The sequence below is a fragment of the Anaerostipes hominis (ex Lee et al. 2021) genome (assembly GCF_002270485.1).
Lineage (GTDB): Bacteria > Bacillota > Clostridia > Lachnospirales > Lachnospiraceae > Anaerostipes > Anaerostipes hominis.
In genome coordinates, this window is the sequence record NZ_NQOG01000005.1 from 88,461 (window position 1) to 113,181 (window position 24,721).

22 protein-coding genes and 1 pseudogene are annotated in these 24,721 nt (G+C 43.9%); 18 read left to right on the forward strand and 5 right to left on the reverse strand.

Going from position 1 to position 24,721, the window contains the following annotated elements:
- Positions 1–702 precede the first annotated feature (702 nt).
- On the reverse strand, positions 703–1,347 hold the full coding sequence (trhA, locus tag CI597_RS06815) for a PAQR family membrane homeostasis protein TrhA (protein ID WP_024729295.1): 645 nt from the start codon (positions 1,345–1,347) through the stop codon (positions 703–705).
- A gap of 215 nt (positions 1,348–1,562) precedes the next feature.
- On the opposite strand from trhA, the gene CI597_RS06820 reads away from it, so the two are divergent.
- The 5 genes from CI597_RS06820 (at position 1,563) to CI597_RS06840 (ending at position 5,236) form a co-directional block, all read left to right on the forward strand.
- Positions 1,563–1,922, forward strand: a complete 360-nt coding sequence (locus CI597_RS06820) for a DUF134 domain-containing protein (protein ID WP_024729296.1) — start codon at positions 1,563–1,565, stop codon at positions 1,920–1,922.
- Complete coding sequence (locus tag CI597_RS06825) at positions 1,919–2,308, forward strand: NifB/NifX family molybdenum-iron cluster-binding protein (protein WP_024729297.1); 390 nt, start codon at positions 1,919–1,921, stop codon at positions 2,306–2,308. Before CI597_RS06820 ends, CI597_RS06825 begins: the two co-directional genes overlap by 4 nt.
- A gap of 143 nt (positions 2,309–2,451) precedes the next feature.
- Positions 2,452–4,035: a DEAD/DEAH box helicase gene (locus CI597_RS06830; protein ID WP_024729298.1), complete on the forward strand. Its 1,584-nt coding sequence runs from the start codon at positions 2,452–2,454 to the stop codon at positions 4,033–4,035.
- A 137-nt stretch (positions 4,036–4,172) separates the two neighbouring features.
- A complete protein-coding gene (locus tag CI597_RS06835; RefSeq protein ID WP_024729299.1) occupies positions 4,173–4,580 on the forward strand; it encodes a Fur family transcriptional regulator in 408 nt (135 codons plus the stop codon).
- Positions 4,581–4,693: 113 nt separating this feature from the next.
- Positions 4,694–5,236 (forward strand): NADH peroxidase, encoded by a 543-nt coding sequence (locus CI597_RS06840; protein WP_006568456.1) that lies wholly within the window; start codon positions 4,694–4,696, stop codon positions 5,234–5,236.
- 66 nt (positions 5,237–5,302) lie between these two features.
- Here CI597_RS06840 and CI597_RS06845 read toward each other — a convergent pair whose 3' ends face one another.
- Genes CI597_RS06845 through CI597_RS06860 form a run of 4 tightly spaced genes read right to left on the reverse strand, consistent with a single transcriptional unit; the run spans position 5,303 to position 9,452 of the window.
- On the reverse strand, positions 5,303–6,190 hold the full coding sequence (locus CI597_RS06845) for a DUF4340 domain-containing protein (RefSeq protein ID WP_024729300.1): 888 nt from the start codon (positions 6,188–6,190) through the stop codon (positions 5,303–5,305).
- A 10-nt stretch (positions 6,191–6,200) separates the two neighbouring features.
- Positions 6,201–7,613: a GldG family protein gene (locus CI597_RS06850; RefSeq protein ID WP_024729301.1), complete on the reverse strand. Its 1,413-nt coding sequence runs from the start codon at positions 7,611–7,613 to the stop codon at positions 6,201–6,203.
- 11 nt (positions 7,614–7,624) lie between these two features.
- Positions 7,625–8,491: an ABC transporter permease gene (locus CI597_RS06855; RefSeq protein ID WP_024729302.1), complete on the reverse strand. Its 867-nt coding sequence runs from the start codon at positions 8,489–8,491 to the stop codon at positions 7,625–7,627.
- Entirely contained in the window at positions 8,475–9,452 is a 978-nt protein-coding gene (locus CI597_RS06860) for an ABC transporter ATP-binding protein (RefSeq protein WP_024729303.1), read from the reverse strand. Before CI597_RS06860 ends, CI597_RS06855 begins: the two co-directional genes overlap by 17 nt.
- A gap of 192 nt (positions 9,453–9,644) precedes the next feature.
- Between CI597_RS06860 and CI597_RS06865 the strand changes: the two genes are divergently transcribed.
- From CI597_RS06865 to CI597_RS06930, 13 genes and pseudogenes are all read left to right on the forward strand, one after another.
- On the forward strand, positions 9,645–10,904 hold the full coding sequence (locus CI597_RS06865; protein ID WP_024729304.1) for a zinc-binding dehydrogenase: 1,260 nt from the start codon (positions 9,645–9,647) through the stop codon (positions 10,902–10,904).
- A 154-nt stretch (positions 10,905–11,058) separates the two neighbouring features.
- Complete coding sequence (acpP, locus tag CI597_RS06870; protein ID WP_006568462.1) at positions 11,059–11,292, forward strand: acyl carrier protein; 234 nt, start codon at positions 11,059–11,061, stop codon at positions 11,290–11,292.
- Positions 11,293–11,393: 101 nt separating this feature from the next.
- Positions 11,394–12,320 (forward strand): ACP S-malonyltransferase, encoded by a 927-nt coding sequence (gene fabD, locus CI597_RS06875; RefSeq protein WP_024729305.1) that lies wholly within the window; start codon positions 11,394–11,396, stop codon positions 12,318–12,320.
- Positions 12,314–13,054 (forward strand): 3-oxoacyl-[acyl-carrier-protein] reductase, encoded by a 741-nt coding sequence (gene fabG, locus CI597_RS06880; RefSeq protein WP_024729306.1) that lies wholly within the window; start codon positions 12,314–12,316, stop codon positions 13,052–13,054. The genes fabD and fabG overlap by 7 nt, the downstream gene beginning before the upstream one ends.
- Positions 13,055–13,065: 11 nt before the next feature.
- A complete protein-coding gene (gene fabF / locus CI597_RS06885) occupies positions 13,066–14,310 on the forward strand; it encodes a beta-ketoacyl-ACP synthase II (RefSeq protein WP_024729307.1) in 1,245 nt (414 codons plus the stop codon).
- 12 nt (positions 14,311–14,322) lie between these two features.
- Entirely contained in the window at positions 14,323–14,769 is a 447-nt protein-coding gene (gene accB, locus CI597_RS06890; RefSeq protein WP_024729308.1) for an acetyl-CoA carboxylase biotin carboxyl carrier protein, read from the forward strand.
- Positions 14,770–14,783: 14 nt separating this feature from the next.
- Positions 14,784–15,206: a 3-hydroxyacyl-ACP dehydratase FabZ gene (fabZ, locus tag CI597_RS06895; RefSeq protein ID WP_024729309.1), complete on the forward strand. Its 423-nt coding sequence runs from the start codon at positions 14,784–14,786 to the stop codon at positions 15,204–15,206.
- 13 nt (positions 15,207–15,219) lie between these two features.
- Complete coding sequence (locus CI597_RS06900; RefSeq protein ID WP_024729310.1) at positions 15,220–16,602, forward strand: acetyl-CoA carboxylase biotin carboxylase subunit; 1,383 nt, start codon at positions 15,220–15,222, stop codon at positions 16,600–16,602.
- A pseudogene (locus CI597_RS19380) lies at positions 16,596–18,261 on the forward strand (acetyl-CoA carboxylase carboxyltransferase subunit alpha). The gene CI597_RS06900 and the pseudogene CI597_RS19380 overlap by 7 nt, the downstream one beginning before the upstream one ends.
- A 23-nt stretch (positions 18,262–18,284) precedes the next feature.
- Complete coding sequence (locus CI597_RS06915; protein WP_024729313.1) at positions 18,285–19,346, forward strand: NAD(P)H-dependent flavin oxidoreductase; 1,062 nt, start codon at positions 18,285–18,287, stop codon at positions 19,344–19,346.
- Positions 19,343–20,653 carry a DUF6056 family protein gene (locus tag CI597_RS06920; protein ID WP_024729314.1) on the forward strand — a complete coding sequence of 437 codons (1,311 nt, stop codon included), beginning with the start codon at positions 19,343–19,345 and terminating at the stop codon, positions 20,651–20,653. Before CI597_RS06915 ends, CI597_RS06920 begins: the two co-directional genes overlap by 4 nt.
- A gap of 762 nt (positions 20,654–21,415) precedes the next feature.
- The gene (locus tag CI597_RS06925; protein ID WP_024729315.1) at positions 21,416–21,928 is read left to right on the forward strand and encodes a hypothetical protein; all 513 of its coding nucleotides are present in this window, start codon (positions 21,416–21,418) and stop codon (positions 21,926–21,928) included.
- Positions 21,921–24,647: a sigma 54-interacting transcriptional regulator gene (locus CI597_RS06930; protein WP_024729316.1), complete on the forward strand. Its 2,727-nt coding sequence runs from the start codon at positions 21,921–21,923 to the stop codon at positions 24,645–24,647. The genes CI597_RS06925 and CI597_RS06930 overlap by 8 nt, the downstream gene beginning before the upstream one ends.
- Positions 24,648–24,721: the final 74 nt, after the last annotated feature.

The following is a 24,721-nucleotide window of genomic DNA, read 5'->3' on the forward strand; positions in this document are numbered from 1 at the left end:
GTGTGCAGATACTCTTCTGTTCATGACTGCTCCTTCTAGGCCAATTACAATTATCGGAGTAGAAGAAAAAGCTTCGGTAAAATTCACCCTTGCATCTACGGTAGAAGAAGCGTTTACACTGACACTTCCTCGGTTTATCAATATTTTTCTATTTGCAAATTTATCTAGTTGTGAATTGGTATTATCTAAGCTGGTTTTATCTGCTTTTAAAGCCGAAGTTGTATTATTTAAAGCCAAATCTAAATCATCAGCCCTACGATTCACTTCACTGATCGCTTCTGTATGTTCCCGGTAAGCCTCAATATTCACCAACCCGCTGGAATCCAGTACAACTTCAAACGGTACCGTATTGGAAGTATTAAAATAAAAATTCCACGTAACAGAGTACCCCGGGCTTTCTGCTTCAGAAGGAACATGTTTCGCCTGTGATGCCTGTGAAATGCAAAACAATACCTCACCTTCATCCGGATCTTCCGCGAAAAAACCAACCTGCCATAAGTCATAGCTCTCTTTTAAACCTGTGTTTTCCCAAATATTCATTTCTTTCTCCTTTGTAAAAAATGATTTGTTAACTGCAGAAATGAATATAGCATGATGCCCGCGGGCAATGTGGGCAAGTTTGGGTTTGCGCAGAAAAAAAGAAACACAATGCTTCTGTGTTTCTTTTGATATCTCCCCAATATGCTGCCTCCAAACAAAACGTTAAATAAAAAACATCATGATCAAATGGCAGGCGCTTCCTCCCATGACGAACAGATGAAAAATTTCATGCAGTCCGAAATTCTTCCGGTGGTTTTCAAACCATGAAAGCTTCAGGGCGTAGATGATGCCGCCTACGGTGTAAATGATACCGCCGGCCAAAAGGAGTCCGAAGCATACTGCAGACAATTTCTTAAATAACGGAGATATGGCTATGACGCAGAACCAGCCCATGGCGATGTACATGACAGATGACACCCATTTAGGACAAGTCACCCAGAACATTTTAAAAACAATTCCTAAAATAGCGATGATCCAAATGGCGGTCAGCAGCCCGTAGCCCACTTTGCCGCCCAGTACTATGGTGCAGATCGGTGTATAGGAACCCGCTATCAGGATAAAGATCATAGCATGATCGAGTTTTTTCAAGACTTTCATGACATGTTCAGAAGAATAGATGGAGTGGTACGTTGTGCTTGCCCCGTACAGGCCGATCATACTGAGGACAAAAATAGTCAAAGAGGCAATGCGGATATAGTCATGGGTCTTTATACTGCTGACAATCAAAGGAATACCAGCCGCAATGGATAAAACCATGCCTATAAAATGTGTGACAGCACTTCCGGGATCTTTCAGTCTATAATTCATAGTGTATATACCTCCGATAAAAACTTGAGTCATTAATATATTATATGTAGTAATGAAAACTATATTCGGTGTATTTATATACTACTACTACAGTGCAGTCATTTCAAGGATTTTTCCTATATTTATAAAAAGTTAAGATATTAATTGACATATGTCAGAAATGTGGTATCATAATAAATGACATATGTCAGTAAAACCACCAAAGGAGAAAACGGATGCCGAGACCCAGAAAATGCAGAAGAGTCTGTGCCATGCCGGAGAATCAGGGCTTTGAGCCGCTGGGAAAACAGGAAAAATACTGCGGAAACAGAATCGTCAAGATGAGTATTGATGAATACGAAACCATTCGGCTCATTGATTGGGAAAAGCTCACTCAGGTGCAGTGTTCGGAGCAGATGGGGATTGCCAGGACCACGGTTACAGGCATCTACGATTCTGCCAGAACTAAGCTGGCTGATGCTCTCATTCATGGAAAGATGTTAAAGATTCAGGGCGGGGATTATACACTCTGTTCTGGAGATAAAGAAAAATGCAGCGGGCACTGCTGTAAAATAGAAAAGGAGAAAGAAAGATGAAGATAGCAGTAACTTTTGAAAACGGAGATATTTTTCAGCATTTCGGACATACAGAGCAGTTTAAGATTTATGAAACAGCCGACGGAGAAGTGTTAAACAGTGAAGTCGTATCCACCATGGGAAGCGGGCACGGTGCTTTGGCAGGATTTTTACAGGAACACGGGGCAGATACTCTGATCTGCGGCGGAATCGGTGCAGGGGCACAGGAAGCTTTAAAGGAAGCAGGAATTACTCTGTACGGAGGAGTTTCCGGAAGCGCGGATCAGGCTGTTGAGGATCTGCTTAAAAATGAACTATCCTATGACGAAAATGTCATGTGCAGCCATCACGGTGAAGACCACCATCATGACGGAAACTGCGGGGAGCACGGCTGCGGCCGTCACTAATTGTCGAGAGACAGGCACATCGTCTTCTTGACGCGGAACATGAAAATGTGTTATAGTTGATAACGTTGTTGCTCTGGATTGTCAGCATGCCTGACAACCCGGAGCATTATTTTTGATTGAAAGAGAAAGATACAGAGGAATTTATGGACGCAGTAAGATTTGATGAGTTGAATATTAATGATAAAATATTAAAAGCAGTGAAAGAGATGGGCTTTGAGGCTTCCTCTCCGATCCAGGGGGCGGCAATCCCGGTGATTCTTGAGGGAAGGGACATTGTTGGTCAGGCACAGACAGGAACCGGAAAGACCGCTGCATTTGGAATACCGCTTTTGGAAAAGTTGGATACCAAGGTGAAAAAGCCTCAGGCAATGATTTTATGTCCCACAAGAGAACTGGCGATCCAGGTGGCAGATGAGATCCGTAAATTAGCCAAATTTATGCATGGAGCAAAAGTGCTTCCGATCTATGGGGGACAGAACATTACAAATCAGATCCGGTCCCTCAAAGCAGGAGCCAATATTATAGTAGGAACACCGGGCCGTATCATGGACCATATGCGCCGTCATACTTTAAAATTAGAAGATTTGAAAATGGTAGTCCTGGATGAGGCGGACGAGATGCTGAACATGGGATTCAGAGAAGATATTGAAAGCATTTTAAAAGAAGTGCCGGAAGAAAGGCAGACTTTATTATTCTCTGCCACGATGCCAAAGGCGATCCTGGACATTACAAAAAAATATCAGAAGGATTCCAAGCTGATCAAGGTAGTGCGCAAGGAACTGACGGTACCGAATATAGAGCAGTACTACTATGAGGTAAGGCCGAAACAGAAGGTTGAAGTGCTCTGCCGTCTGCTGGATATGCATTCTCCGAAGCTTTCTATCGTATTCTGCAATACAAAACGTATGGTAGACGAAGTTGCGGGAGAGCTGAAAGGCCGGGGATACTTTGCAGAGGGAATTCACGGAGATTTGAAGCAGAGTCAGAGAGACCGTGTCATGAAAAGTTTCAGAGGCGGGCGCGTGGATATCCTTGTGGCAACAGATGTGGCTGCAAGAGGCATCGATGTAGATAACGTAGATGCAGTATTCAATTACGATCTCCCTCAGGATGATGAGTTTTATGTGCACCGGATTGGGCGTACTGGACGCGCAGGCAGGACCGGAAATGCATTTACTTTTGTAGCCGGAAAAGAAATTTATAAGCTGAGAGACGTACAGCGATACTGCAAAACAAAGATTAAGGCAAGACCGATCCCCAGTATAAACGATGTTCAGGCTACCAGAGCAGAAAAGAGCCTGGAAGAGATCACAGGGCTGATCGAAGAAAATAATCTGGATAAATATGTGGATATGTTGGATGAGTTTATTAATGAGACTGACTTCACTGCATTGGAAATCGCCGCGGCATTTTTGAAAAAGCAGATTTCTGAAAACGAAGAGGAAGTTCGCCAGGGTGAAGATTTTGGAGATACCGGTGCCGAAGCCGGTATGGTGCGGCTCTTTATCAATATCGGAAAGAAGAAAGGTGTCAGGCCGGGGGATATCCTTGGGGCGATTGCAGGGGAGTCCAGTATCTCCGGTGATTTGGTAGGTGCCATTGATGTGCATGATCAATATACGTTTGTAGAAGTGCCGAAAGAGGTTGCAAAAGACGTTATGTACGGAATGAGACACGCAAAGATCAAAGGGAAAAGTGTCAGCATGGAGCCGGCAAACAGGAAATAAATACAGAGCACTATGACGGAATGAATTTTCGTCATAGTGCTTTTTTTCGCATATTTCTCAAGTAAGGTCCTTGACAACACAAGTAAGGTGATTTATACTAAAAACAGTAACAATTATTATTATGAGAGGAGACGCCTATGCAGCCTGCGACGAAAAGGAGCAAGCAGAGGGATGCGATCATTAACTTTTTGATGACGAGAAAAGATCATCCGACTGCGGATACCATTTATGTAAATATAAAAGAAGAGTTTCCAAACATCAGCTTAGGTACGGTTTACCGCAATCTGGCACTGCTGTCAAGCCGCGGTGATATCTTAAAACTGAGCTATGACGGCGGGGCAGACAGATATGATGCTAATGTTGGTCCGCACTATCATTTTATATGCAAAGAGTGCGGGGAAGTTATCGATCTTGAGATGGACCCGATCGACTATGTGAATGCGATTGCAAGCGCCCAATTTAAAGGTCGTGTAGACGAGAATGTCACTTACTTCCGTGGGGTATGTGAAAAATGTTTAAAAAAAGATATTGACAATACAAAATAGCGGTGTTATGATTAGATCAGTAAGAAAACAGTAATAGTTACTGATATCTTAACTGGATTTCTTGAACATAGCAAAAACAGTAAAACAAATAAATCAAAAGGAGATGTATAAGTATGAAGAAATGGGTTTGTACAGTATGCGGTTACGTTCACGAGGGAGATACTCCACCAGAAAAATGTCCGACATGCGGAGTTCCGGCAGAAAAGTTTAAAGAGCAGACAGGCGAAAGAGAATGGGCTGCTGAGCATGTAGTCGGAGTGGCACAGGGAGCCAGCGAAGACATCATGGCGGACTTAAGAGCAAACTTTGAAGGAGAATGTTCTGAAGTAGGTATGTACCTTGCGATGAGCCGTGTGGCACACAGAGAAGGATATCCGGAGATCGGATTATACTGGGAAAAAGCTGCACTGGAAGAAGCAGAACATGCAGCAAAATTTGCTGAACTGCTCGGAGAAGTATTGACTGACAGCACAAAGAAAAACCTTGAGATGAGAGTTGATGCAGAGAATGGAGCAACAGCAGGTAAGTTTGATCTTGCAAAGAGAGCGAAGGCAGCAAACTTAGACGCAATCCATGATACTGTACATGAGATGGCAAGGGATGAAGCCCGCCACGGAAAAGCTTTTGAAGGATTATTAAAAAGATATTTCGGATAGAAAACATAGAGAAAAGAGACTGCGGCCGCAGTCTCTTTTCTTCTTGCTTCTCAGTAAAGTGTAAATCTAAGGATTCAGGATATTTTTTACAATATCTGTATCGCTTAAATAGACCATTTTGGAATCTTTCAGCTTCACATAGTAATTTTCTCCACTCTTGTCTTTGGAACCGATATAAAGGGTGAGAGATTTTGTTTTCTTTGTTTCCGTATCCTTGTAAGTAATATCTACTGTGATACGGGATTTACTGTTCAGGCCGTATTTTGCAAGGTCTTTATTTTCTGCAGAGTAGTTCTGACAGTCACCGAATGTGAAAACTCCAAGTCCTCCGGCAATGCTGTCCATATCATTTTTGGATTTAGATGTGTAGGTTTTTACCCTGCTGCCGCTGGTTACAACAACTTTTTTTAGATTCCCGCTGCTCAGTGTGGGAAAGGTATCCGTCTGCATCATATCATTCAGAGAGTAAGATAAACCAGAGAGAAGATCTGCGGATACGGTATAAACAGTTGATTTGTCATCCAGCGTCAGATAATAGTTGTCTCCGGAGGCACTGCCGATATAATAAGTCGTCTGTGTTCCCTTTTTATCTTTCACCCTGATCGTATAGGCGGGGTGTTCCAGCCCATAGTCTTCAAGACTGTCACCGTTTTTTAATTTCCGGACGGCCTCTATCTTTTGAAACTGAGATGCCATGGAGGTGAGATAACTCTGTTCCAGAGGAAATTCGCTGTCCTTTTCATAAAACCATGTACCGTTTCTTTTCACAAAAGACAGGTTCTGTCCGTTGTTATAAGAAATAGAGGTGAGGTCCGACATATTTTTAATGATCAGTTTATCGGAAGAACGTTTTTGTTCAGACTGTTTTTTCTGATACATGCGGATTCCGGCGTACAGGGCCAGAAGGCCCGCAAATACCAGGGTCAGAATGATCAGTGTTTTTTTCTGTCTCATAGAAACCTCCTTACCTTCTTCTTCTGCGGAACCATATGATAAAGCCGCCGGCAATGACCACAGAAGGAATCACGAAGATGATCAGGATACTGAAGATACCCGGATGTGCAATGGTGTTATAAGTTACCTGAAGGCTCTTCGGTGAGATGGAGATATTATCTGCACTGTCCAGATTTGCGGTGACAGAATTCATGAACAGAGTAAGGTTCTCTAAGGTTGAGAAAGACTCTGTTACCTGTGCGTCGATGAGCATATTGCTTCCGTAAACGGTCAGACGGCTGTCTTTCTTTTTTTTCTTTCCTCCGCTGTCTTTTACAGTGACCGATTCTGTGGCCGCTGCTCCCAATATATAGGTTCCCTGCGTCTGTTTTTTCTCTGTCACGGCACAGCCGTTCTCGGAAGTGGTCATAAAAGATTCCACGTTGATTGTGTCCCGGACAGGATCTGTCTGCGTCATGCCTTTCGAGTTGACCACCAGCACAGAATTTGAGGAAATACCGGAAGCCATATCGCCGCTCACAGATAAGTTTGGTATGAGGTAATAATAATTACCCTGATAGCAGCGCTCTGCATCCGCAATATATCCATTGGCGACTTTCATGCCGTAGTCCTCAAAAATGCCATAGAGCCGTGTCATGCTCTTGTTTGTATAGGCCAGGAGGGACATGACGTTTCCTCCTTTTTTCAGATAAGCGGTCAGAACTTTGGCTTCATCTTTTGTGAGATCACTGGTGGGGCCGTTGAGTATAAGAAGGTCACAGTCATCCGGTATGGATGAGGCAGTCAGGAGATTCAGCTCTGACACAGAGATTCTGGATTTTTCCATCAGGCCTGTGACAGAAGATGACAGGGCGGTTTCACCGTGTCCGGCCGTGTAATAAGCCTTGTATTCTTTTGTATTTGTCACATAATCTACTGCACTGGTCAGCTGCCCGTCTCCGTCAAACTTTGTGGCGGAAGAAGATGTATTATAATAGGAAGATTCAGTTACTAAAATATCGTCGAAGGAGATCGAAGTCTGCCGGTCTGTTGCTTTACAGGATACGACGATACTGTTTTTTTCCGTGTCATACTTTGTCAGTGCAGAAGGATGCAGTACGGGGTCGATCCATTCTACTCTGAGGCGGCCGGAGAGAGAGGCATACTTGGTGATAAAGGTCTTGATGCGGTCATCAGTGCTTCCTTTTTCCGCGATTACATAAAGGTTGACGTCATTCTTCAAACTTTTAAGCAGCTTTTGGCTTTTTGACGAGATCTCATATATATTGGTGTCACTGATATCAATTTGCCGGATCTTTTGAGGCAGCTGGGCCACAAGAAGATTAAACAGGATTACGATTCCTATGACAACGGCAGTAACAGCTATGCTGTATGAGCCTCTCCTGGAATCCTTTGTCTGAAATAGTTGTTTTATTTTATCCACTTACAGTCCTCCTAACTCCATCGTCTTTTCTGAAATGTCTGTATCGTCAAGAAAATAAAAAGAATGATGACGGAGAGATAATATAAAAGCCCTCCGATATCAAAAATATAGTTCTGGGCAAAATTATAGAAAACGCCGGTCAGGACGAAATGTTCCAGAATATCATGAATGAAATTTTCAAATACAGACGATTTAATGAAATATACTGCAATACTTATGACCGCTCCGGCAATTTCTACGGTTCCGGCGATAATCTGATTTTTTGTTATATGAAAGATCAGGCCTGCGGCCAGTGACAGGATCAGGATGGTGATGATGACACCGCTGGGTGCGCTGGTCGGAATATAGCTTAAGAGATTATCAAGCATATACAAAAAGAATAAAACCCCGAAGGTGCTGATCGCCGCAATGACCGGACTCTCTGTCAGGGAAGACAGTAACATCCCGATGCCGATAAAAACACAGCCCAGCAGATAAAATGCCAGGATTGAAGAATAGTCCACCAGAAGATGGGCATTTCCGTGAAACTTGATAATCAGAGGAAACAGGCAGTAGATCAGGCAGGGCATGGCAAATACCGTGATCATTGCAAAGTATTTGCCTAAAATGATCTTTGTCAGAGACACAGGCGAGGTCAGAAGCAGCTGGTCTGTCTTGTTTTTTCTCTCCTCAGCGAAGCATTTCATGGACAGAACCGGGACCGTGATCAGAACGGCAAAAATTACACCGGACAGAGAATAAGAAAAATAGGGATATCCGCTCATCAGGTTATATACCATAAAATATACACCCCCGATGACAGTGAGGAATGCCGCAAAGGCACAGCCAATCATAGAGGTAAAATAGGAGCGGAGTTCCCGCTTATAAATTGCTTTCATTTTCTTCGTCTCCTTCCTGTTCCTGAATGTCTGTATCGGTCAATTCCAGGAAAATGTCCTCAAGAGTCGTCCTGGAAATATAAATCCTGGTGACCGGGATTTCTTCTCTTGCAAAAGCAAGGGAAATCTCCCGGCAGATCTTCTGGCTGTCGCCGGAGAATTCCACAGAGATGTCGCAGGAATCTCCCGTGTCTCCTTTCCAGCAGATCGCGTGCATGCCAGAGAGAGAATCCAGGACAGACTGTATACGTGCCGGGTCCGACATGATGGTAAGCTCCACAGTATCCTTTCCGCGGGACATTTCTTCCAGCTGTTTTGGTGTACCCTCGGCTGCCAGGCGCCCTTTTGAAATAATAAGAACATAATCGCAGATCTCCTGGACCTCCGCCAGGATATGAGAGCTGAGGATGATAGTATGGTCTTTGGAGAGCGTGCGGATGAGCTGCCGGATTTCGATGATCTGTTTTGGGTCCAGGCCAACGGTCGGCTCATCCAGAATAATGATATCGGGGAAACCAAGGACTGCGGCCGCGAGACCGGTCCTCTGGCGGTATCCTTTGGAAAGATTGCGGATCAGGCGGCTGGAAACATCGGTAAGCCTGACGAGACTTAGGACTTTATCCACCTGTGCTGCACTGTCTTTTCTGGGAATCTCTTTTAATTCAGATACGAAACTTAAATATTCCCGGACGGTCATATCCGGATAGAGGGGCGGAATTTCCGGCAGATATCCCACGGATCTTTTCGCTTTCTCCGGCTCTTTTAAAATATCGAACCCGTTTATCAGAACTTCTCCGCTGTCTGCACCGATATATCCGGTCATGATGTTCATCGTGGTAGACTTTCCGGCACCGTTAGGTCCGAGGAAACCATAGACCCGGCCTTTCTCGATCGTAAATGACAGGTCATCCAAAGCCGGATGGCTGTCATAGCTCTTTGTAAGGTGTTTTACTTCAATCAATTTACTGCCTCCTTTTATGTTGTCTCTTAACAGAATAAAAGAGAAAGCTAAACAAAATGTGATGAAAGTTTGATTCTTTTGTGTTCTCCTTCTTATCCTCAGTTACAAGTCTTTTTTTTTATTTCCATTTCTGTTATAATCTTAGAAAATAATTTCCATATGACCTGCATTGTGTGAAAAGGGGCGGTGACTATGAAGATAAAAGGCGTCAGACTTTATGGGGTAAAGGACATCAGGATGGAAGAATTTGAACTTCCCGGGATCAAAGAGGACGAGATCCTGCTCAAGATCCTCTGCAATGGAATTGCTATGTCTACTTTAAAAGAGATCACGCTTGCACAGAGGCATCTGAGGGTTCCGAAGAACATACGAAGATATCCGATATTGATCGGACATGAATTCGCCGGGGTCATTGAACAGGTGGGTGAGAAGTGGAAGGATCAGTACCGTCCAGGGGACAAGTATGTAGTTGTTCCCGAGATACCGGGACAAATCGAGTCTCCTGGTTATTCCTATGAGTATTTTGGAGGAGCTGCCACCTACTGCATTGTCCCGGGAGAAGTGATTGAAAAGGGATGTCTGCTTACTTTTGAGGGGGAAAGCTACTATGAGGCAACGGTGGCACAGGCACTGTACAGTATCGTAGGAAGCTTTCACTCCAATTATCACAGCAAACCTGGTTCCCATGACCATATCTCCGGCATTAAAGAAGGCGGCAATACAGTGATCCTCGGGGGATGCGGACCCATGGGGCTGATGGCCATCCGCTATGTCCTGGCTATGGAGAGGAAACCGAAGAGGCTTGTGGTGACGGATATAAACGAAGAACGGATTGCCAAGGCCAGAAGGCTGATACCGGTGCAGGAGGCCCAGAGGACCGGAGTGGAGCTTTACTATATAAATCCGTCCATGATGGTAGACCCTGCTTCCGCGCTGCTGGCGCTGACCAATGAAAAGGGGTATGATGATGTTTTCGTCTATGCCCCGCCGAAAAATGTAGCGGAGACAGGGAACAGGATCATGGCCATGGACGGCTGCATGAATATTTACGCGGCTACTGCGGACAAGAAGTACAGGGCGGGCATGAACATCTACGGCAGCCATTATCTCAAGACAAAGCTTATCGGTTCATCCGGGGGCCTGAGAAGCGATATGGAGGAAGCCCTTGAACTGCTCCGTGACAAAAAGGTTGATCCGGCTATGAATATTACCCATATCGGCGGTCTTAATGCGGTTGTGGATACTACACTGTATTTAAAGAAAATGCCGGGAGAGAAAAAGATCGTGTACACGCACATCTCTATGCCGCTGACGGCGATTGAGGATTTTCGGAAGCTGGGAAAAGAAGACCCTTTATTTAAACGGCTGGCAGATGCATGTGATGAGGCCGGGGGATTCTGGAACAAGAAAGCGGAGGATATTCTGCTGGGTCGGCATTCGGCAGAAGAATAGAGATACAGATTTTTTTACCGTTATTTCCTAATAACTTCCTTGCATATTTGTATGTGAGTTAGTATAATATAGGAGTGAATTTACTTGACAAGTTCGGGTATAAGTAGGTATACTTTGATAATCAAACTATTATGAGGTATGAAGGAGATTAATTATGTTAGAGAAAATGAAGGAAATCATTGCAGAACAGTTAAGCGTTGATGAAAGCGAAATTGCGTTAGAGACATCTTTCAAAGATGACTTAGGAGCTGACTCTCTGGACTTATTTGAATTAGTTATGGCATTAGAAGAAGAGTACGATGTAGAGATTCCGTCTGACGATCTGACAGAGCTTAATACTGTCGAAGATGTAATCAACTACTTAAAGAATAAAGGCGTAGAAGATTAAGATTGACAAAATATTGACTTATAACTGATGATTTGAGGTTATAAGTCAATTTTTTAGAAACAGATATTTTGAAACTCAAAGTAATTGACGAGGTGATAACGATGGGTAAAATTGTTTTTATGTTTCCGGGACAGGGAGCACAGTATGTCGGTATGGGACAAGAGTTCTATGACTCTTTTGAACACAGCAGAGAAGTATTTGAAAAAGCAAATGAAGTGTTGGATATTGATGTGAAGGCATTGTGCTTCGAGGAAAATGAAGACATCAACATTACGGAGTATACACAGGCGGCCATGGTGACAGCCAGTGTGGCCGTCTTAAGAGAGATCGAAGCCATGGGCATAAAAGCGGATATGACAGCTGGTTTAAGTCTCGGGGAATATTGTGCCCTTGTTGCATGCAATGTCATGAGCTTTGAGGATGCAGTCAAAGTAGTCCGCCAGAGAGGAATTCTCATGCAGGACACAGTGCCTGCCGGAGAGGGAGCCATGGCGGCTGTTCTTGGCATGAAGAAAGAAGAGATCGAGGCCGTGCTTCCCGGAGTGAGCGGAGTTGTCTCCATCGCCAATTACAACTGTCCCAGACAGATTGTGATATCAGGTGAGGCCAAAGCCGTCGAGGCAGCGGCAGATGTACTGAAAGAGGCGGGGGCCAAAAGAGTCCTTCCGCTGAAAGTGAGCGGGCCGTTTCATTCTCCTATGTTAAAGACTGCCGGGGAAAAACTGCTTGAGGTCTTAAAAGACGTGGAAGTTCATGATCCGGAGATTCCATATGTGTCAAATACGACTGCAGAATTTGTCACTTCCAAAGATCAGGTGAAAGACCTGCTGGGAAAACAGGTTTATTCTTCTGTCCGTTGGGAACAATCTATACATAAAATGATAGAAGCGGGAGCAGATACTTTTATCGAGATCGGTCCGGGAAGAACTCTGTCCGGATTTATGAGAAAGATCGACCGGAAGATGAAAGTGATCAATATAGAGAAAAAAGAAGATTTGAAAAAGCTTGAGGAGGTCTTATCATGTTAGAAGGAAAAGTAGCTGTTGTCACAGGCGCAAGCCGTGGGATCGGCCGTGAAGTGGCACTGACCCTTGCAGGCTATGGGGCGAAAGTCATCGTCAATTATTGCGGGTCCAAAGAAAAAGCCGAAGGAGTGGTCGCTTCGATCAAAGAAAACGGTGGAGAAGCCAAAGTATATCAGGGAGATGTCTCCGATTTTAATACAGCCAGGGAAATGATGGCTTCCGTGAAAAAGGAATTCGGTTCCATCGACATTTTGGTCAACAATGCAGGAATCACAAAAGATAACCTGGCTATGAAGATGAGCGAGGAAGAGTTCGATCAGGTGATCAATGTCAATCTGAAGGGAACATTTAACTGCATGAAGCATGTGGCAAGGATTATGCTGAAACAGAAGTCCGGCCATATCATCAACATGTCTTCCGTTTCTGGAGTGATCGGAAATGCCGGGCAGATGAATTACTGTGCCTCCAAGGCAGGAGTCATCGGTATGACCAAATCTCTGGCGAGAGAACTTGGGTCCAGAGGGATCACGGTCAATGCGGTGGCACCGGGGTACATAGATACGGAGATGACGGAAGTGCTTCCGGAGGACGTGAAGAAGGGTATTATCGATACGATCCCGTTAAAAAAAGTAGGGACGACAAAGGATATCGCAGAGACAGTAGCATTTTTAGCATCTGACAAGGCGTCCTATATTACTGGGCAGACGATCAGTGTGGATGGCGGAATGGGAATGTAAAGGAGAGCAGTATGAAGAATTTAAAGAGAGTCGTAGTTACCGGAATGGGTGCGATTACTCCGATCGGAAACAGTGTGGAAGAGTTCTGGGACGGAATCAAACAGCAAAAGACTGGATTTGCTCCAATCAGTCATTTTGATGCCAGTGAATACAAAACTCATCTGGCAGCAGAAGTAAAGGATTTTAAAGCGAAAGATTATATAGACCCGCGTTCTGCAAGGAGAATGGAACTGTTCTCCCAGTACGCCGTGGCTGCGGCCAAAGAGGCTATCGAGGATTCCGGACTGGATCTGGAAAAAGAAGATACAGCGAGGATTGGTGTATCTGTCGGGTCGGGAACAGGAAGTCTGCAGATTGTAGAAAAAAACACCGAAGTCATCCGTACAAAGGGTCCTAACAGAGTCAAGCCTCTGGTGGTTCCGATGATGATCTCCAACATGGCTGCGGGAAATGTTTCCCTTGCGTTTGGGTTAAGGGGCAAGAGCATCAATGTAGTTACTGCATGTGCTACAGGCACGCAGTCTATTGGAGAAGCATTCCGCTCGATCCAGTGCGGCGAGGCAGATGTGATGGTGGCAGGAGGAACGGAAGCCTGCATCACGCCGGTAGCTGTGGCGGGATTTGCCTCTCTGACAGCACTGAGCAGTTCAGAAGATCCAAAACGTGCATCGATTCCATTCGATAAAGAGAGAGACGGATTTATTATTGGAGAGGGAGCAGGCGTGGTAGTGCTGGAGACATTGGAGCACGCCAAAGCCAGGGGAGCCAATATCCTTGCGGAAGTTGTGGGATATGGGGCGACCAGCGATGCTTTCCATATCACTTCACCGGCAGAAGATGGAGAGGGAGCAGCGCGTGCGATGCAGTTTGCCATTGACGAGGCGGAGATCCGTCCCGATGAGGTGGATTATATCAACGCCCACGGAACAAGCACACCGGCCAACGACAAGTTTGAGACGAAAGCGATCAAAACTACCTTCGGCGATCACGCCAGAGACTTGAAGATCAGCTCTACAAAATCGATGATCGGTCACGGACTCGGGGCCGCCGGAGCCATTGAGTTTATCACCTGTGTAAAGACTGTTTTGGAAGATTACATTCATCCCACTGTGGGACTTAAGGTGCCGGATGAAGAATGTGACCTGGATTATACATTAGAGCCGGTCACAGACCGCACAGTCAATTATGCTCTGAGCAATTCACTTGGGTTCGGAGGGCATAATGCAACGCTTCTGATCAAAAAGTTTGCGGAATAGGGAGGATAGGCTATGAAATTAGAGGAAATGAAAGAACTGATCCAGGCATTATCAGAGTCAGATGTCGATAAGTTTGAATATAAAGATGATGATTTCTCAGTGAAGCTGTCAAAGAAGAAGGAAAGAGTCTTCGCATCACCGGAATTCGCAGCGCCGCCTGTGCCCGCGGCTGCACCTGCGTCGCAAAGCACGCTGGAAGCTCTGCCGGAAGACGAAGAGGCGGAAGGCAATGCCGTGACTGCTCCTTTGGTGGGTACCTTTTACGCTGCTCCGTCGGAAGGAGCAGAACCGTTCGTGCAGGTAGGCGATACGGTGACAAAGGGACAGATCATTGGAATTGTTGAAGCTATGAAGCTGATGAACGAAGTGGAGAGTGAATTTGAAGGAACCGTAGTGAGCATCCCGGTTAATAACGGGGATATTGTGGAATACGGGGAAACTCTGGTCATTATCCGGTAGGAAAGGGGAAACATATGCTGAATATTAAAGAAATTATGAATATTATCCCGCACAGGAGCCCGTTTCTTCTGGTTGACCGGATTGAGGAAATGGAAGTCGGAAAAAGGGCAGTGGGCAAAAAATGCGTGACATACAACGAACCGTTCTTTGCGGGACATTTTCCGCAGGAACCGGTGATGCCGGGTGTGCTGATCATCGAGGCGCTGGCTCAGGTGGGAGCCGTGTGCTGCCTTTCTGCGGAAGAGAACAAAGGAAAGATCGGATTTTTAGGCGGAGTCAATAAGGCAAAATTCCGCGGCAAAGTCGTACCTGGAGACGTGCTGAATCTGGAAGTAGAGATGATCAGGGTGAAAGGACCGGTAGGCGTCGGCAAGGGAACCGCAACGGTGGACGGAAAGGTCGTCGCGTCCGGCGAAATCACATTCATGATCGGCTAGGAGGAAGCGTTGTATGTTTAAGAAAATTTTAATTGCAAACAGAGGAGAGATCGCGGTGCGCATCATCCGGGCCTGCCGTGAGATGGACATCCTTTCTGTAGCAGTTTGCTCCGAGGCAGATAAAGAAGCTCTGCACGCACAGCTGGCGGATGAGACCGTCTGTATCGGGCCCGCGCCTGCAAAGGACAGCTATCTGGATATGGAGAGGATCATCGGAGCTGCTATGGCAGTAGGGGCGGATGCCATTCATCCGGGATTCGGATTTTTATCGGAGAACAGTAAGTTTGTCCGCATGTGTGAAAAGTGCAACATATCCTTTATCGGGCCTTCCGCAGAAATCATTGACAAAATGGGGGATAAATCTTCTGCCAGAAAGACTATGATGGAGGCTGGTGTTCCGGTTGTGCCGGGGACCAAAGATGCGGTTTACGAAGCCTTGGAGGGCAGGAAGATTGCCGACGAGATGGGATATCCCGTCATGATCAAGGCATCCGCAGGCGGCGGAGGCAAGGGCATGAGGATCTGCGAAGACTCCGCAGAGTTTGAACATATATTTGAAACGGCAAAGCGGGAAGCAGAAAATGCTTTCGGCGACGGCACCATGTATATTGAAAAATATATCCGTGATCCGAGACATATCGAATTTCAGATTTTGGCTGATAAATACGGAAATGCGGTTCATCTGGGTGAGAGGGACTGTTCCATCCAGAGACGTCATCAGAAGCTGATTGAGGAGTCACCGTCACCGGCCATTAACAAAGAGCTCAGAGAGAAGATGGGAGCCATTGCAGTCAAAGCGGCAAAAGTGGTCGGATATTACAGCGCAGGCACCATTGAATTCCTGAAGGACCAGGACGGGAATTTCTATTTCATTGAGATGAACACCAGAATTCAGGTAGAACATCCGGTCACGGAATGGGTCACCGGCATCGACTTAATCCGGGAACAGATTCGTATTGCGGCGGGAAGACATCTGACTTATCAGCAGAAGGATATCCATATCTCCGGACACGCCATTGAGGTAAGGGTAAATGCAGAGGATACGGAACATGATTTCAGGCCGAGTCCGGGAACTGTTACAAATGTACATTTTCCGGGAGGCAAGGGTGTGCGCATTGACTCTGCCCTGTTTACCGGATATCAGATCCCTCCGTTCTATGATTCGATGGTTGCAAAACTGATCGTCTATGACAAAAACCGTGAACTGGCTTTGAGGAAGCTCAGAAATGCTCTGGGAGAGCTGGTACTGGAAGGCATCAAGACGAACATCGATTACCAGTATGACATCATCAATCATCAGGATTTTATTGACGGAAATGTGGATACCGCATTTATTGAAAGGTTCCAGAAGGAACGGGAAGAAGAGACAGAAAGCCAGGGTGAAGCATCATGTTAAAAGAAATGTTTAAGAAAAGAACATTGACACCTCAGGAGAAAAAGCAGGCGGAACGGGTGAAAAAGGCCAAAGATACCCTGCTTGAATATCAGGCGCCGGAAGGACTGTTCCAAAAATGCAGTGACTGCGGAAAGCCGGTCTATAATGAAGATATCATTGAAAATTATTATATCTGCCCCCACTGCGGAAATTATTTCAGAATACGGCCGAGAACAAGGATTGCCATGGTTCTGGACCGCAATACCTTTGAGGAGTGGGACACCGGACTTGTCACGTCCGATCCGCTGGAGTTTCCGGGCTATTTGAAAAAGCTGGAGCACCAGAAATCTGTGACGAATCTGGAAGAAGCGGTGATCACGGGAAAAGGAAAGATCGGCGGCAGTGAAGTGGCCATTGCAGTCATGAGTGCTGATTTCATGATGGGCAGCATGGGCCAGGTCGTCGGTGAAAAGATCACGAGGGCTATCGAGAGAGCCACCGAGCAGAGAATACCAATCATTATTTTTACATGTTCGGGAGGGGCCAGGATGCAGGAAGGCATCATTTCCCTGATGCAGATGGAGAAGACGTCGGCGGCTTTGAGAAGACACGACCAGGCAGGGCTTTTGTACATCAGTGTACTGACAGATCCGACGACCGGAGGAGTGACTGCAAGTTTTGCAATGCTCGGAGATGTGATACTGGCTGAACCGGGAGCGCTGGTCGGATTTGCAGGACCCCGCGTCATCGAGCAGACCATTGGGCAGAAGCTTCCGGATGGTTTCCAGAGATCCGAATTCCTGCTGGAGCACGGATTTGTAGATAAGATCGTTGAGCGGAAGAACCTGCGGAAAGTGCTTGCCACCATTATAAGGAGTTGTTGTTATGAGTCATAATAATTTAACACCATGGGAGAGAGTCGAGATCTCAAGGTCAGCGGAGCGGCCGACCAGTCTGGACTACATTACAACGATCTTTGACCGTTATATGTCCCTGCACGGAGACCGCCTGTTCGGCGATGACGGAGCGATCGTCGGGGGGCTGGCATCCATAGACGGCATTCCGGTCACAGTGGTTGGACAGCAGAAAGGCCGTTCTACAAAGGAAAATATAAAAAGGAACTTCGGAATGCCTTCCCCGGAAGGTTACAGGAAGACGATGCGTCTCATGCGTCAGGCAGAGAAATTCCATCGTCCGGTCATCTGTTTTGTGGATACGCCGGGAGCCTTCTGCGGCATCGAAGCTGAGGAGGGCGGCATCGGTGAGGCGATCGCGAGAAATCTTTATGAGATGTCTTCCCTGAAAGTTCCGATACTTTCGATTATGATCGGAGAAGGCGGCAGCGGCGGAGCTATCGCCATGGCTGTCGGCAATGAGGTGTGGAGCATGGAAAATTCCACTTACTCAGTCCTATCCCCGGAAGGGTTTGCAAGTATCCTGTGGAAAGACGGAAGCAGGGCATCCGAGGCTGCAAAAGTAATGAAGATCACAGCGGCAGATTTAAAGGAACTCGGAGTGATCGAGAGGGTCATCAGAGAACCCGAACCTGCAAGTATTGATAATATTATCGAATTGTCAGAGGAGATCAGAGAGATGATCGTTGATTTCCTGAAACGATATAAGAAGAAAATGCCGGAAGAGATTGTAGAAGAGAGATACCAGCGCTTTAGAAAAATGTAACTGAAAGAAAGACCACGGAGGTAATGGAAGTGAAACCATTGAAGATCGGGGATTTGGTTGCGAAAATCCCTATTATACAGGGGGGAATGGGCGTAGGTGTCAGTTTGAGTTCTCTTGCGGGAGCTGTTGCAAGAGAGGGCGGCATCGGTGTGCTGTCGGCGGCTCAGATTGGATACAACGAGCCGGACTTTGAGCAGGACCCTGAGGGCGCCAATATGCGTGCCATGAAAAAACATATCAGGAAGGCGAGAGAGATCGCACCCGACGGTGTCATTGGCATAAATATCATGGTAGCCACAAGGCTGTATGCCAACTATGTAAAAGAAGCAATTGCAAACGGCATTGACCTGATTATTTCAGGCGCCGGACTTCCTACGGAGCTTCCGGCTCTGGCAAAGGGGAGCAAAACAAAGCTTATCCCGATCGTATCCCCGAAAAAGTCGGCGCGGGTGATTCTCAAGATGTGGGATAAAAAGCATCAGACGGCACCGGATGCCCTGCTGATCGAAGGTCCAAAGGCCGGGGGCCATCTGGGATTTAAATATGAAGAGCTTGTCAGCGATGAGACTTATGAAAATTATGATGACACGATTCAGGAGATCATCGACATGGTAAAAACATATGAAGAAAAATATGAAAAAGACATCCCGGTTATCGTGGCGGGAGGAGTTTCCTCCAAAGAAGACCTGGAACACTGTCTTTCCATGGGAGCTTCCGGAGTGCAGATTGCCACTCCATTTGTCACTACTGAGGAGTGTGACGCGGATATCAAGTATAAAGAGGCTTATATTAACTGCAAAAAAGAAGATATCACGATCGTAAAGAGTCCGGTGGGAATGCCTGGGCGGGCCATCAAAAATAAATTTATGGAAATCGTCCAGAGAGAAGGCAGGATCAAGCCGAAGCACTGCTTTAACTGTATGTCTGCCTGCAGTCCGGCTGAGACCGTTTACTGTATCACGGAACGGCTGATCGAGGCTGTTAAAGGAAATGTGGATGACGGACTGATTTTCTGCGGAGCTGATGCGTGGAAGTGCAATAAGATCACCACTGTGAAAGACGTTATTGGAAGCTATTTAAGATGAGAAGAGAGAGAGAAAAAGCGAAATGGTATCTGTGGATCTTCATAGGTATAGCTGTGCTGATCCATCTGATTCTCCAAAGTGATTTTGGGGATGACTTAATCTTTGGAGCACAGCTGGAACACAAGGCTGTCCTGCCGTGGCTGGTCCACAGGTATCACAGCCTGTCTTCCAGATTCCTGGTTGAAATCTCCATGGCGGCGGCGCTTAAAATGCCGGTTCTGCTCTGGAAGGCTTTAGATATCTTGGTCTGTATCCTGCTGGGTGCAGGACTCAATTATCTGCTGGACAACAAGGGGAAGTGTGCAATTTTCACCGCAGCGCTGCTCTGTGTATATCCATTTATGCATATGGGTTCTGCAGGATGGAGAGTTACCACAGCCAATTATCTCTGGCCTTTGGCCGCAGGGATCGGCTGTCTTGTGCTGTTTAAAAAGTTCCTGGAACAAAAGAAACTGTCAGTGGCTGAGTATGTGCTCTATATGGCCGGCATACTTTACGCGGCGAACCTGGAACAGATGGCTATTGTGCTCGCAGGCAGTCTCTGTCTGCTGATCTTCTGTTTCAGAGATCATAAAAGAGCTGTGGTTTTTCTTGCGGCAGGACTTATCGCTGTCATTGGGAACCTGGTATTTATTTTGAGCAATCCGGGCAATTCTGTCCGAGTGGCAAAAGAGATCCACGACAAAATGCCGGAATTTATTCGTCTGACATTTCTTGACAAGCTGAGACTTGGATTTGTGTCAATCTTCCAACATTTTACCGTTGTGCCAAACTTCATCCTGTTTATCTTTTGTCTTCTGCTCATTCTTCTTGCCGTTGACAGGAAGTTCCGGAAATGGAAGCTTGCCGCAGCACTGGTCCCTATGGGGCTTGATATCATCTACAGCCTGTATTTTCTTGTTGATATCGTCAAGAATCGGTCAGTGGAATACACGGAACCGCGGGTTCTCCCGGAAAATGCAGTACAGTGGGGATTCCAGATCCTTATGGGCGTTGCTTTTCTGATTTTTATCATATGTGTGATCTTTGTCTGTATAGAAGGGCTCAAGGACAGCAGGGACCGGATGCTTGTGATCTCAGGGTTTTTGATCGGAGGAGCTACCAGAATGGCCCTGGCCTTTACCCCGACCATGTTTGCGTCCAGCACCAGGACGTATCTGTTTTTATATATGGCATTCATACTTGGATCGGCGGTCATCTATAAAAGGATTGAGAAGGTCCGTTTTAACTGGCTCCTGAATGCAGCCATTGTTTTTGGGGTTCTCATGAATCTGGGAGGTATCGTCATGCTCCAGATGAAATATTAAAAATTCATAGTAATCTAAAATCTCTGCAGAAGGATCGTTTGCCCTCTGCGGAGATTTTTTAGTGTTTTTTATTCCTAAATTGCTGCATCTTAAAATTTGCAAAGCGAGAGGTCCGCTTAATAAAGGTTCTCCGTTCGGCTATCAGCTTTATGATCTCATTACCGATTCTGTCTATGATTGAACGCATTTCCTCCTAAGCGAGGGGGCAGAGGTTCAAATCCTCCCGGAGACGCGTTTTTAAGAGTGGGAATTGTTAGCAAAAATGCTAAAACAGTTCCCGCTTTTTCGTTCCATAGATTTCCCTTGCAATAACGGTATCCCTTATAAGTTTTGTTATATTTTTCCTTTTTGGGAAATTCAATTTACCTGCAAAGTATAGAACATTTGAATGTAAACTTTCAGAAAATGTCTGCTATAATATTTATATAATATGTTAGAAAATGAGGGATTAGAATGAAAGTGCAAGAATAATATAGCCAATCAGGGCGGTGCAATGATCAGGACACTTTATACGACGTATAATGGGACAAAAGAAAATCATAAGTATCTTGCCCAATACTGTTTCAAGAAAGTATTCCCATGTGATAGGTACTACTCAAATAAAGTGAGGAGTTTGCTAGTTAAGGGATTGAGATTTAGTACGAGATGACGTATCTGATATATTACTACTAGTAACATTGAAAGATATGTATATATCTTGATTTCTACCGGACTAATATGTATTATAATCTAAAATAAAAAGGAATTAATAGGAACGGAATTATGTACGGAATAAATTTAGAACAAAAACGGACACATAGTCTTTCTCAGTCAAATGGATTTGATAGAAGCATGGTGGAAAATTGTGGGATGGAAGAACTGTCTATGCTGGAAGAAATAGGGGAGGATATCGTATTATATATCAAGGAACAGCTGGATTTTAATAAGTATAGTAAAAAAGAGCTGGAAATTATAGAATACCTGACGGAAAATCTGGATGAAAACGGATTTTGCTCAGTGAATGAAGAAGAAGTAGCCGAAACTGTATACATAAAAGATTTGTTTACTTCGGGAGTGAAACAAACGGATGGTCAGATGACTTCAGTGGATGAAATTAAATATATTTTAGAAGAGTTTATTGCAGCTGAGAATAAAGCAAGACCTTATAGTGATAGTAAGTTGGTCGATCTATTTAAAGAAAAAGAGATTTTGATATCAAGACGTACAATAGCGAAGTATAGAAAAGAATTAGGCATAAAGAGTAGTTTTGCCAGAAAGGAACTTGTGGATGAATAAAACTAAAGAAAAAATATACGAAGAAGTCCAAGAAAATACAAAAAAATGGAAAGACAAAGGAATAGAGTGGTTTTCTGCAGGTGAAATAGGTATGCGTTTAGGAATTAGTAGAACTCTTGCAAGTCAGTACCTGAATGAAATGGTAAGAGAAGGAAGACTGGTTAAAACATCTAATCGTCCGGTTGCTTATCTGGAAAAAAAAATTTTGGAAGATTTGTATCCAGATAGAAACATTACAGATACAGTAGAAAAAGAAAGTCTGGAAGATGGAAAACCCGGAGAAAAAGAAGATTGTTTTAAAAAAGTAATCGGAGCGAACGGAAGTATTTCATATATGGTAGATCAGTGCAAAGCGGCGGTCGTTTATCCTCCAAATGGACTTCCTGTATTACTTACGGGACCTACAGGATGTGGAAAAAGTTATATGGTAAAAATACTATATGAGTATTTGAAGAAAGAAAATCTGATTCCAGAACATGCAAAACTTGTAACATTGAACTGCTCAGAATATGCAAATAATCCAGAACTTTTGACAGCTAATTTATTTGGGTATAAAAAGGGAGCATTTACAGGGGCATATCAGGATTGTTCCGGTTTAATCCAGGAGGCTGATCAGGGAGTGCTTTTTCTTGATGAAGTACATAGTCTTCCGGATAAATGTCAGGAAAAATTATTTATATTTCTTGATAAGGGAGAATTTTATCGTTTTGGTGATAATTCAAAAGTGTGTCATGCTTCTGTTAAGATGCTGTTTGCAACATCGGAAGATCCGAATGCAGTGTTGTTAAAGACCCTTTTAAGAAGAATTCCGGTGATTATTCATCTTCCTTCTTTGGAGGAAAGATCAATCGAAGAAAAAAAAGAAATTATTTTAATGACAATCAAAAATGAGGAGGAACGAATAAAAAGAAAGATCAGGATAGGAAGGCAAGTATTTAATGCATTGATGAATTACAGATTTGACGGTAATATCGGTCAGTTAAAAGATTGTATAAGGCTGGGATGTTCCAATGCGTATGCAGAAAATAAAGAAAATACGGTAGATATTAAACTTTTGAATATGCCAAATTATATTATTAGAGAGGCTGGAAAACATATTGATGATACACGGACAGAAGTAGAAATGCTTGATCTCGATAAGATAAAAAATACAAAAGAGCAGAAATATGTTTTGCATTTATATGATGAGATTTTGAAAGGCTATGAAGAGTACTATAAAGATGGACGAGATTTTGAGGATTGTATGAAGATGCTGCTGGAAAAGATAAGTGAATATTATGATTATCTGATCTATCAAAAGCAGTATATGAATACAAGGATAGAGTTGTTAGAAGAAATGGTAAATGATATTCTGAAACAGGCAGAAATCAGATATAGTTTAAAAAGAGATACCAATAAAGAAAGAATCATAGTGAGATTTTTATGTGACTACACACAGAGACTTTCTATGTTCAGACAATGGGAACAGGAACATATCAAAGAAATTAAAAAGTGTAAAGAAACATTTCAGATAAACTGTCCAATCGAATATGAAATTGCAGATAATATCACAAAACAGATTGGGAAAAGAATGGAACTTCAGTTAGGAGAGTTTAATAAGATTCTTATATTATTACATGTTCATTCTGTTCAACAAACAGGAAGCACAAACAATATATTTGGAGTTATTTTGTGCCATGGATGTTCAACTGCAACCAGTATAAAAGATGCTGCAAATAAATTGTTGGGCAGCCAGGTGTTTGAAGCTATAGATATGCCATTGGATATACCCACATCAGAAATCGGGGAGCGTTTAGTGCAATTGCTAGAAAGGGAAAATACATACAGAGATGCAATCTTTTTAGTAGATATGGGATCATTAGAAGGTATTTATGAATATGTGAAAGGAAAATATAGAGGAAATATAGCAATTATCAATGGTGTGACAACAAGAATGGCATTGGAAGTAGGAAGTACCATATTAGAGAAACAGGAATTGAAGAAAATTGCAGAAACGGCGTGTAAGCATAATATTAGTACATATAAGGTTTTTGAAAATAAGGAAAAAGAAGATACGATTCTCTTTATCAATGAATCAGATATCCATGCTGCAAGGAGTATGATGGAGTTGTTTCAAAATAGTCTAATTCAGAATATAAAGTTAAAGTTTATTCCTGTAGATTATTATTCACTTGTGGTTCAAAAAAAGGATGCACCAATCTTTAAAGATTATCATGTGGTTGCAATCGTAGGAAGCCCAGATCCGCAGATACCGGGCACACCATTTATACCGATTGAAGAAATAATTGAAGGAAGTGCAAAATCGGAAATAAATAAGATACTTATCAGATATATTTCTGAACAGGAACTTGAAAAATTTAATCTTGCGGTTTTAAAGAATTTTTCATTACAAAATGTTATTGAAAAGATCACTATTTTGAATGTGAAAATTGTTTTGGATGACGTAGAAAAAGCATTGGAAAAATTTCGAAAAGAATGGAAGATTATGATTCCAAATAAAATTTTGATAGGGTTGTATGTCCATATATGTTATTTGATTGAAAGACTAGTCAAAAAAGCACCAATTTCTACATATGCAGAGTTAGAGACTTTTCAAGTTGAACAACAAGAGTTTATTAGTGTTATAAAAAAATGTTTTAGTGACGTACAAAGACGGTATAGTGTCGAAATTCCAGTGTCGGAAATGGCATATATCTGGGATTACATAAATTTAATATAAAAAAATAAACATAAAAAAGGTTGATATTTCAACCTTTTTTATGTTTTAAATAATTTTTTTTTGCTAATGGGGAA

Excerpts from the sequence above, each read along its gene's own strand:
- fabZ (WP_024729309.1), top strand. The coding sequence starts at position 14,784 with ATGCTGAATATTAAAGAAATTATGAATATTATCCCGCACAGGAGCCCG.
- fabD (WP_024729305.1), top strand. The coding sequence starts at position 11,394 with ATGGGTAAAATTGTTTTTATGTTTCCGGGACAGGGAGCACAGTATGTC.
- CI597_RS06930 (WP_024729316.1), top strand. The coding sequence starts at position 21,921 with ATGAATAAAACTAAAGAAAAAATATACGAAGAAGTCCAAGAAAATACA.
- CI597_RS06830 (WP_024729298.1), top strand. The coding sequence starts at position 2,452 with ATGGACGCAGTAAGATTTGATGAGTTGAATATTAATGATAAAATATTA.
- CI597_RS06825 (WP_024729297.1), top strand. The coding sequence starts at position 1,919 with ATGAAGATAGCAGTAACTTTTGAAAACGGAGATATTTTTCAGCATTTC.
- CI597_RS06900 (WP_024729310.1), top strand. The coding sequence starts at position 15,220 with ATGTTTAAGAAAATTTTAATTGCAAACAGAGGAGAGATCGCGGTGCGC.
- CI597_RS06835 (WP_024729299.1), top strand. The coding sequence starts at position 4,173 with ATGCAGCCTGCGACGAAAAGGAGCAAGCAGAGGGATGCGATCATTAAC.
- fabG (WP_024729306.1), top strand. The coding sequence starts at position 12,314 with ATGTTAGAAGGAAAAGTAGCTGTTGTCACAGGCGCAAGCCGTGGGATC.
- trhA (WP_024729295.1), bottom strand. The coding sequence starts at position 1,347 with ATGAATTATAGACTGAAAGATCCCGGAAGTGCTGTCACACATTTTATA.
- CI597_RS06845 (WP_024729300.1), bottom strand. The coding sequence starts at position 6,190 with ATGAGACAGAAAAAAACACTGATCATTCTGACCCTGGTATTTGCGGGC.
- CI597_RS06920 (WP_024729314.1), top strand. The coding sequence starts at position 19,343 with ATGAGAAGAGAGAGAGAAAAAGCGAAATGGTATCTGTGGATCTTCATA.
- CI597_RS06925 (WP_024729315.1), top strand. The coding sequence starts at position 21,416 with ATGTACGGAATAAATTTAGAACAAAAACGGACACATAGTCTTTCTCAG.
- CI597_RS06915 (WP_024729313.1), top strand. The coding sequence starts at position 18,285 with ATGGAAGTGAAACCATTGAAGATCGGGGATTTGGTTGCGAAAATCCCT.
- acpP (WP_006568462.1), top strand. The coding sequence starts at position 11,059 with ATGTTAGAGAAAATGAAGGAAATCATTGCAGAACAGTTAAGCGTTGAT.
- CI597_RS06820 (WP_024729296.1), top strand. The coding sequence starts at position 1,563 with ATGCCGAGACCCAGAAAATGCAGAAGAGTCTGTGCCATGCCGGAGAAT.
- fabF (WP_024729307.1), top strand. The coding sequence starts at position 13,066 with ATGAAGAATTTAAAGAGAGTCGTAGTTACCGGAATGGGTGCGATTACT.
- accB (WP_024729308.1), top strand. The coding sequence starts at position 14,323 with ATGAAATTAGAGGAAATGAAAGAACTGATCCAGGCATTATCAGAGTCA.
- CI597_RS06840 (WP_006568456.1), top strand. The coding sequence starts at position 4,694 with ATGAAGAAATGGGTTTGTACAGTATGCGGTTACGTTCACGAGGGAGAT.
- CI597_RS06865 (WP_024729304.1), top strand. The coding sequence starts at position 9,645 with ATGAAGATAAAAGGCGTCAGACTTTATGGGGTAAAGGACATCAGGATG.
- CI597_RS06855 (WP_024729302.1), bottom strand. The coding sequence starts at position 8,491 with ATGAAAGCAATTTATAAGCGGGAACTCCGCTCCTATTTTACCTCTATG.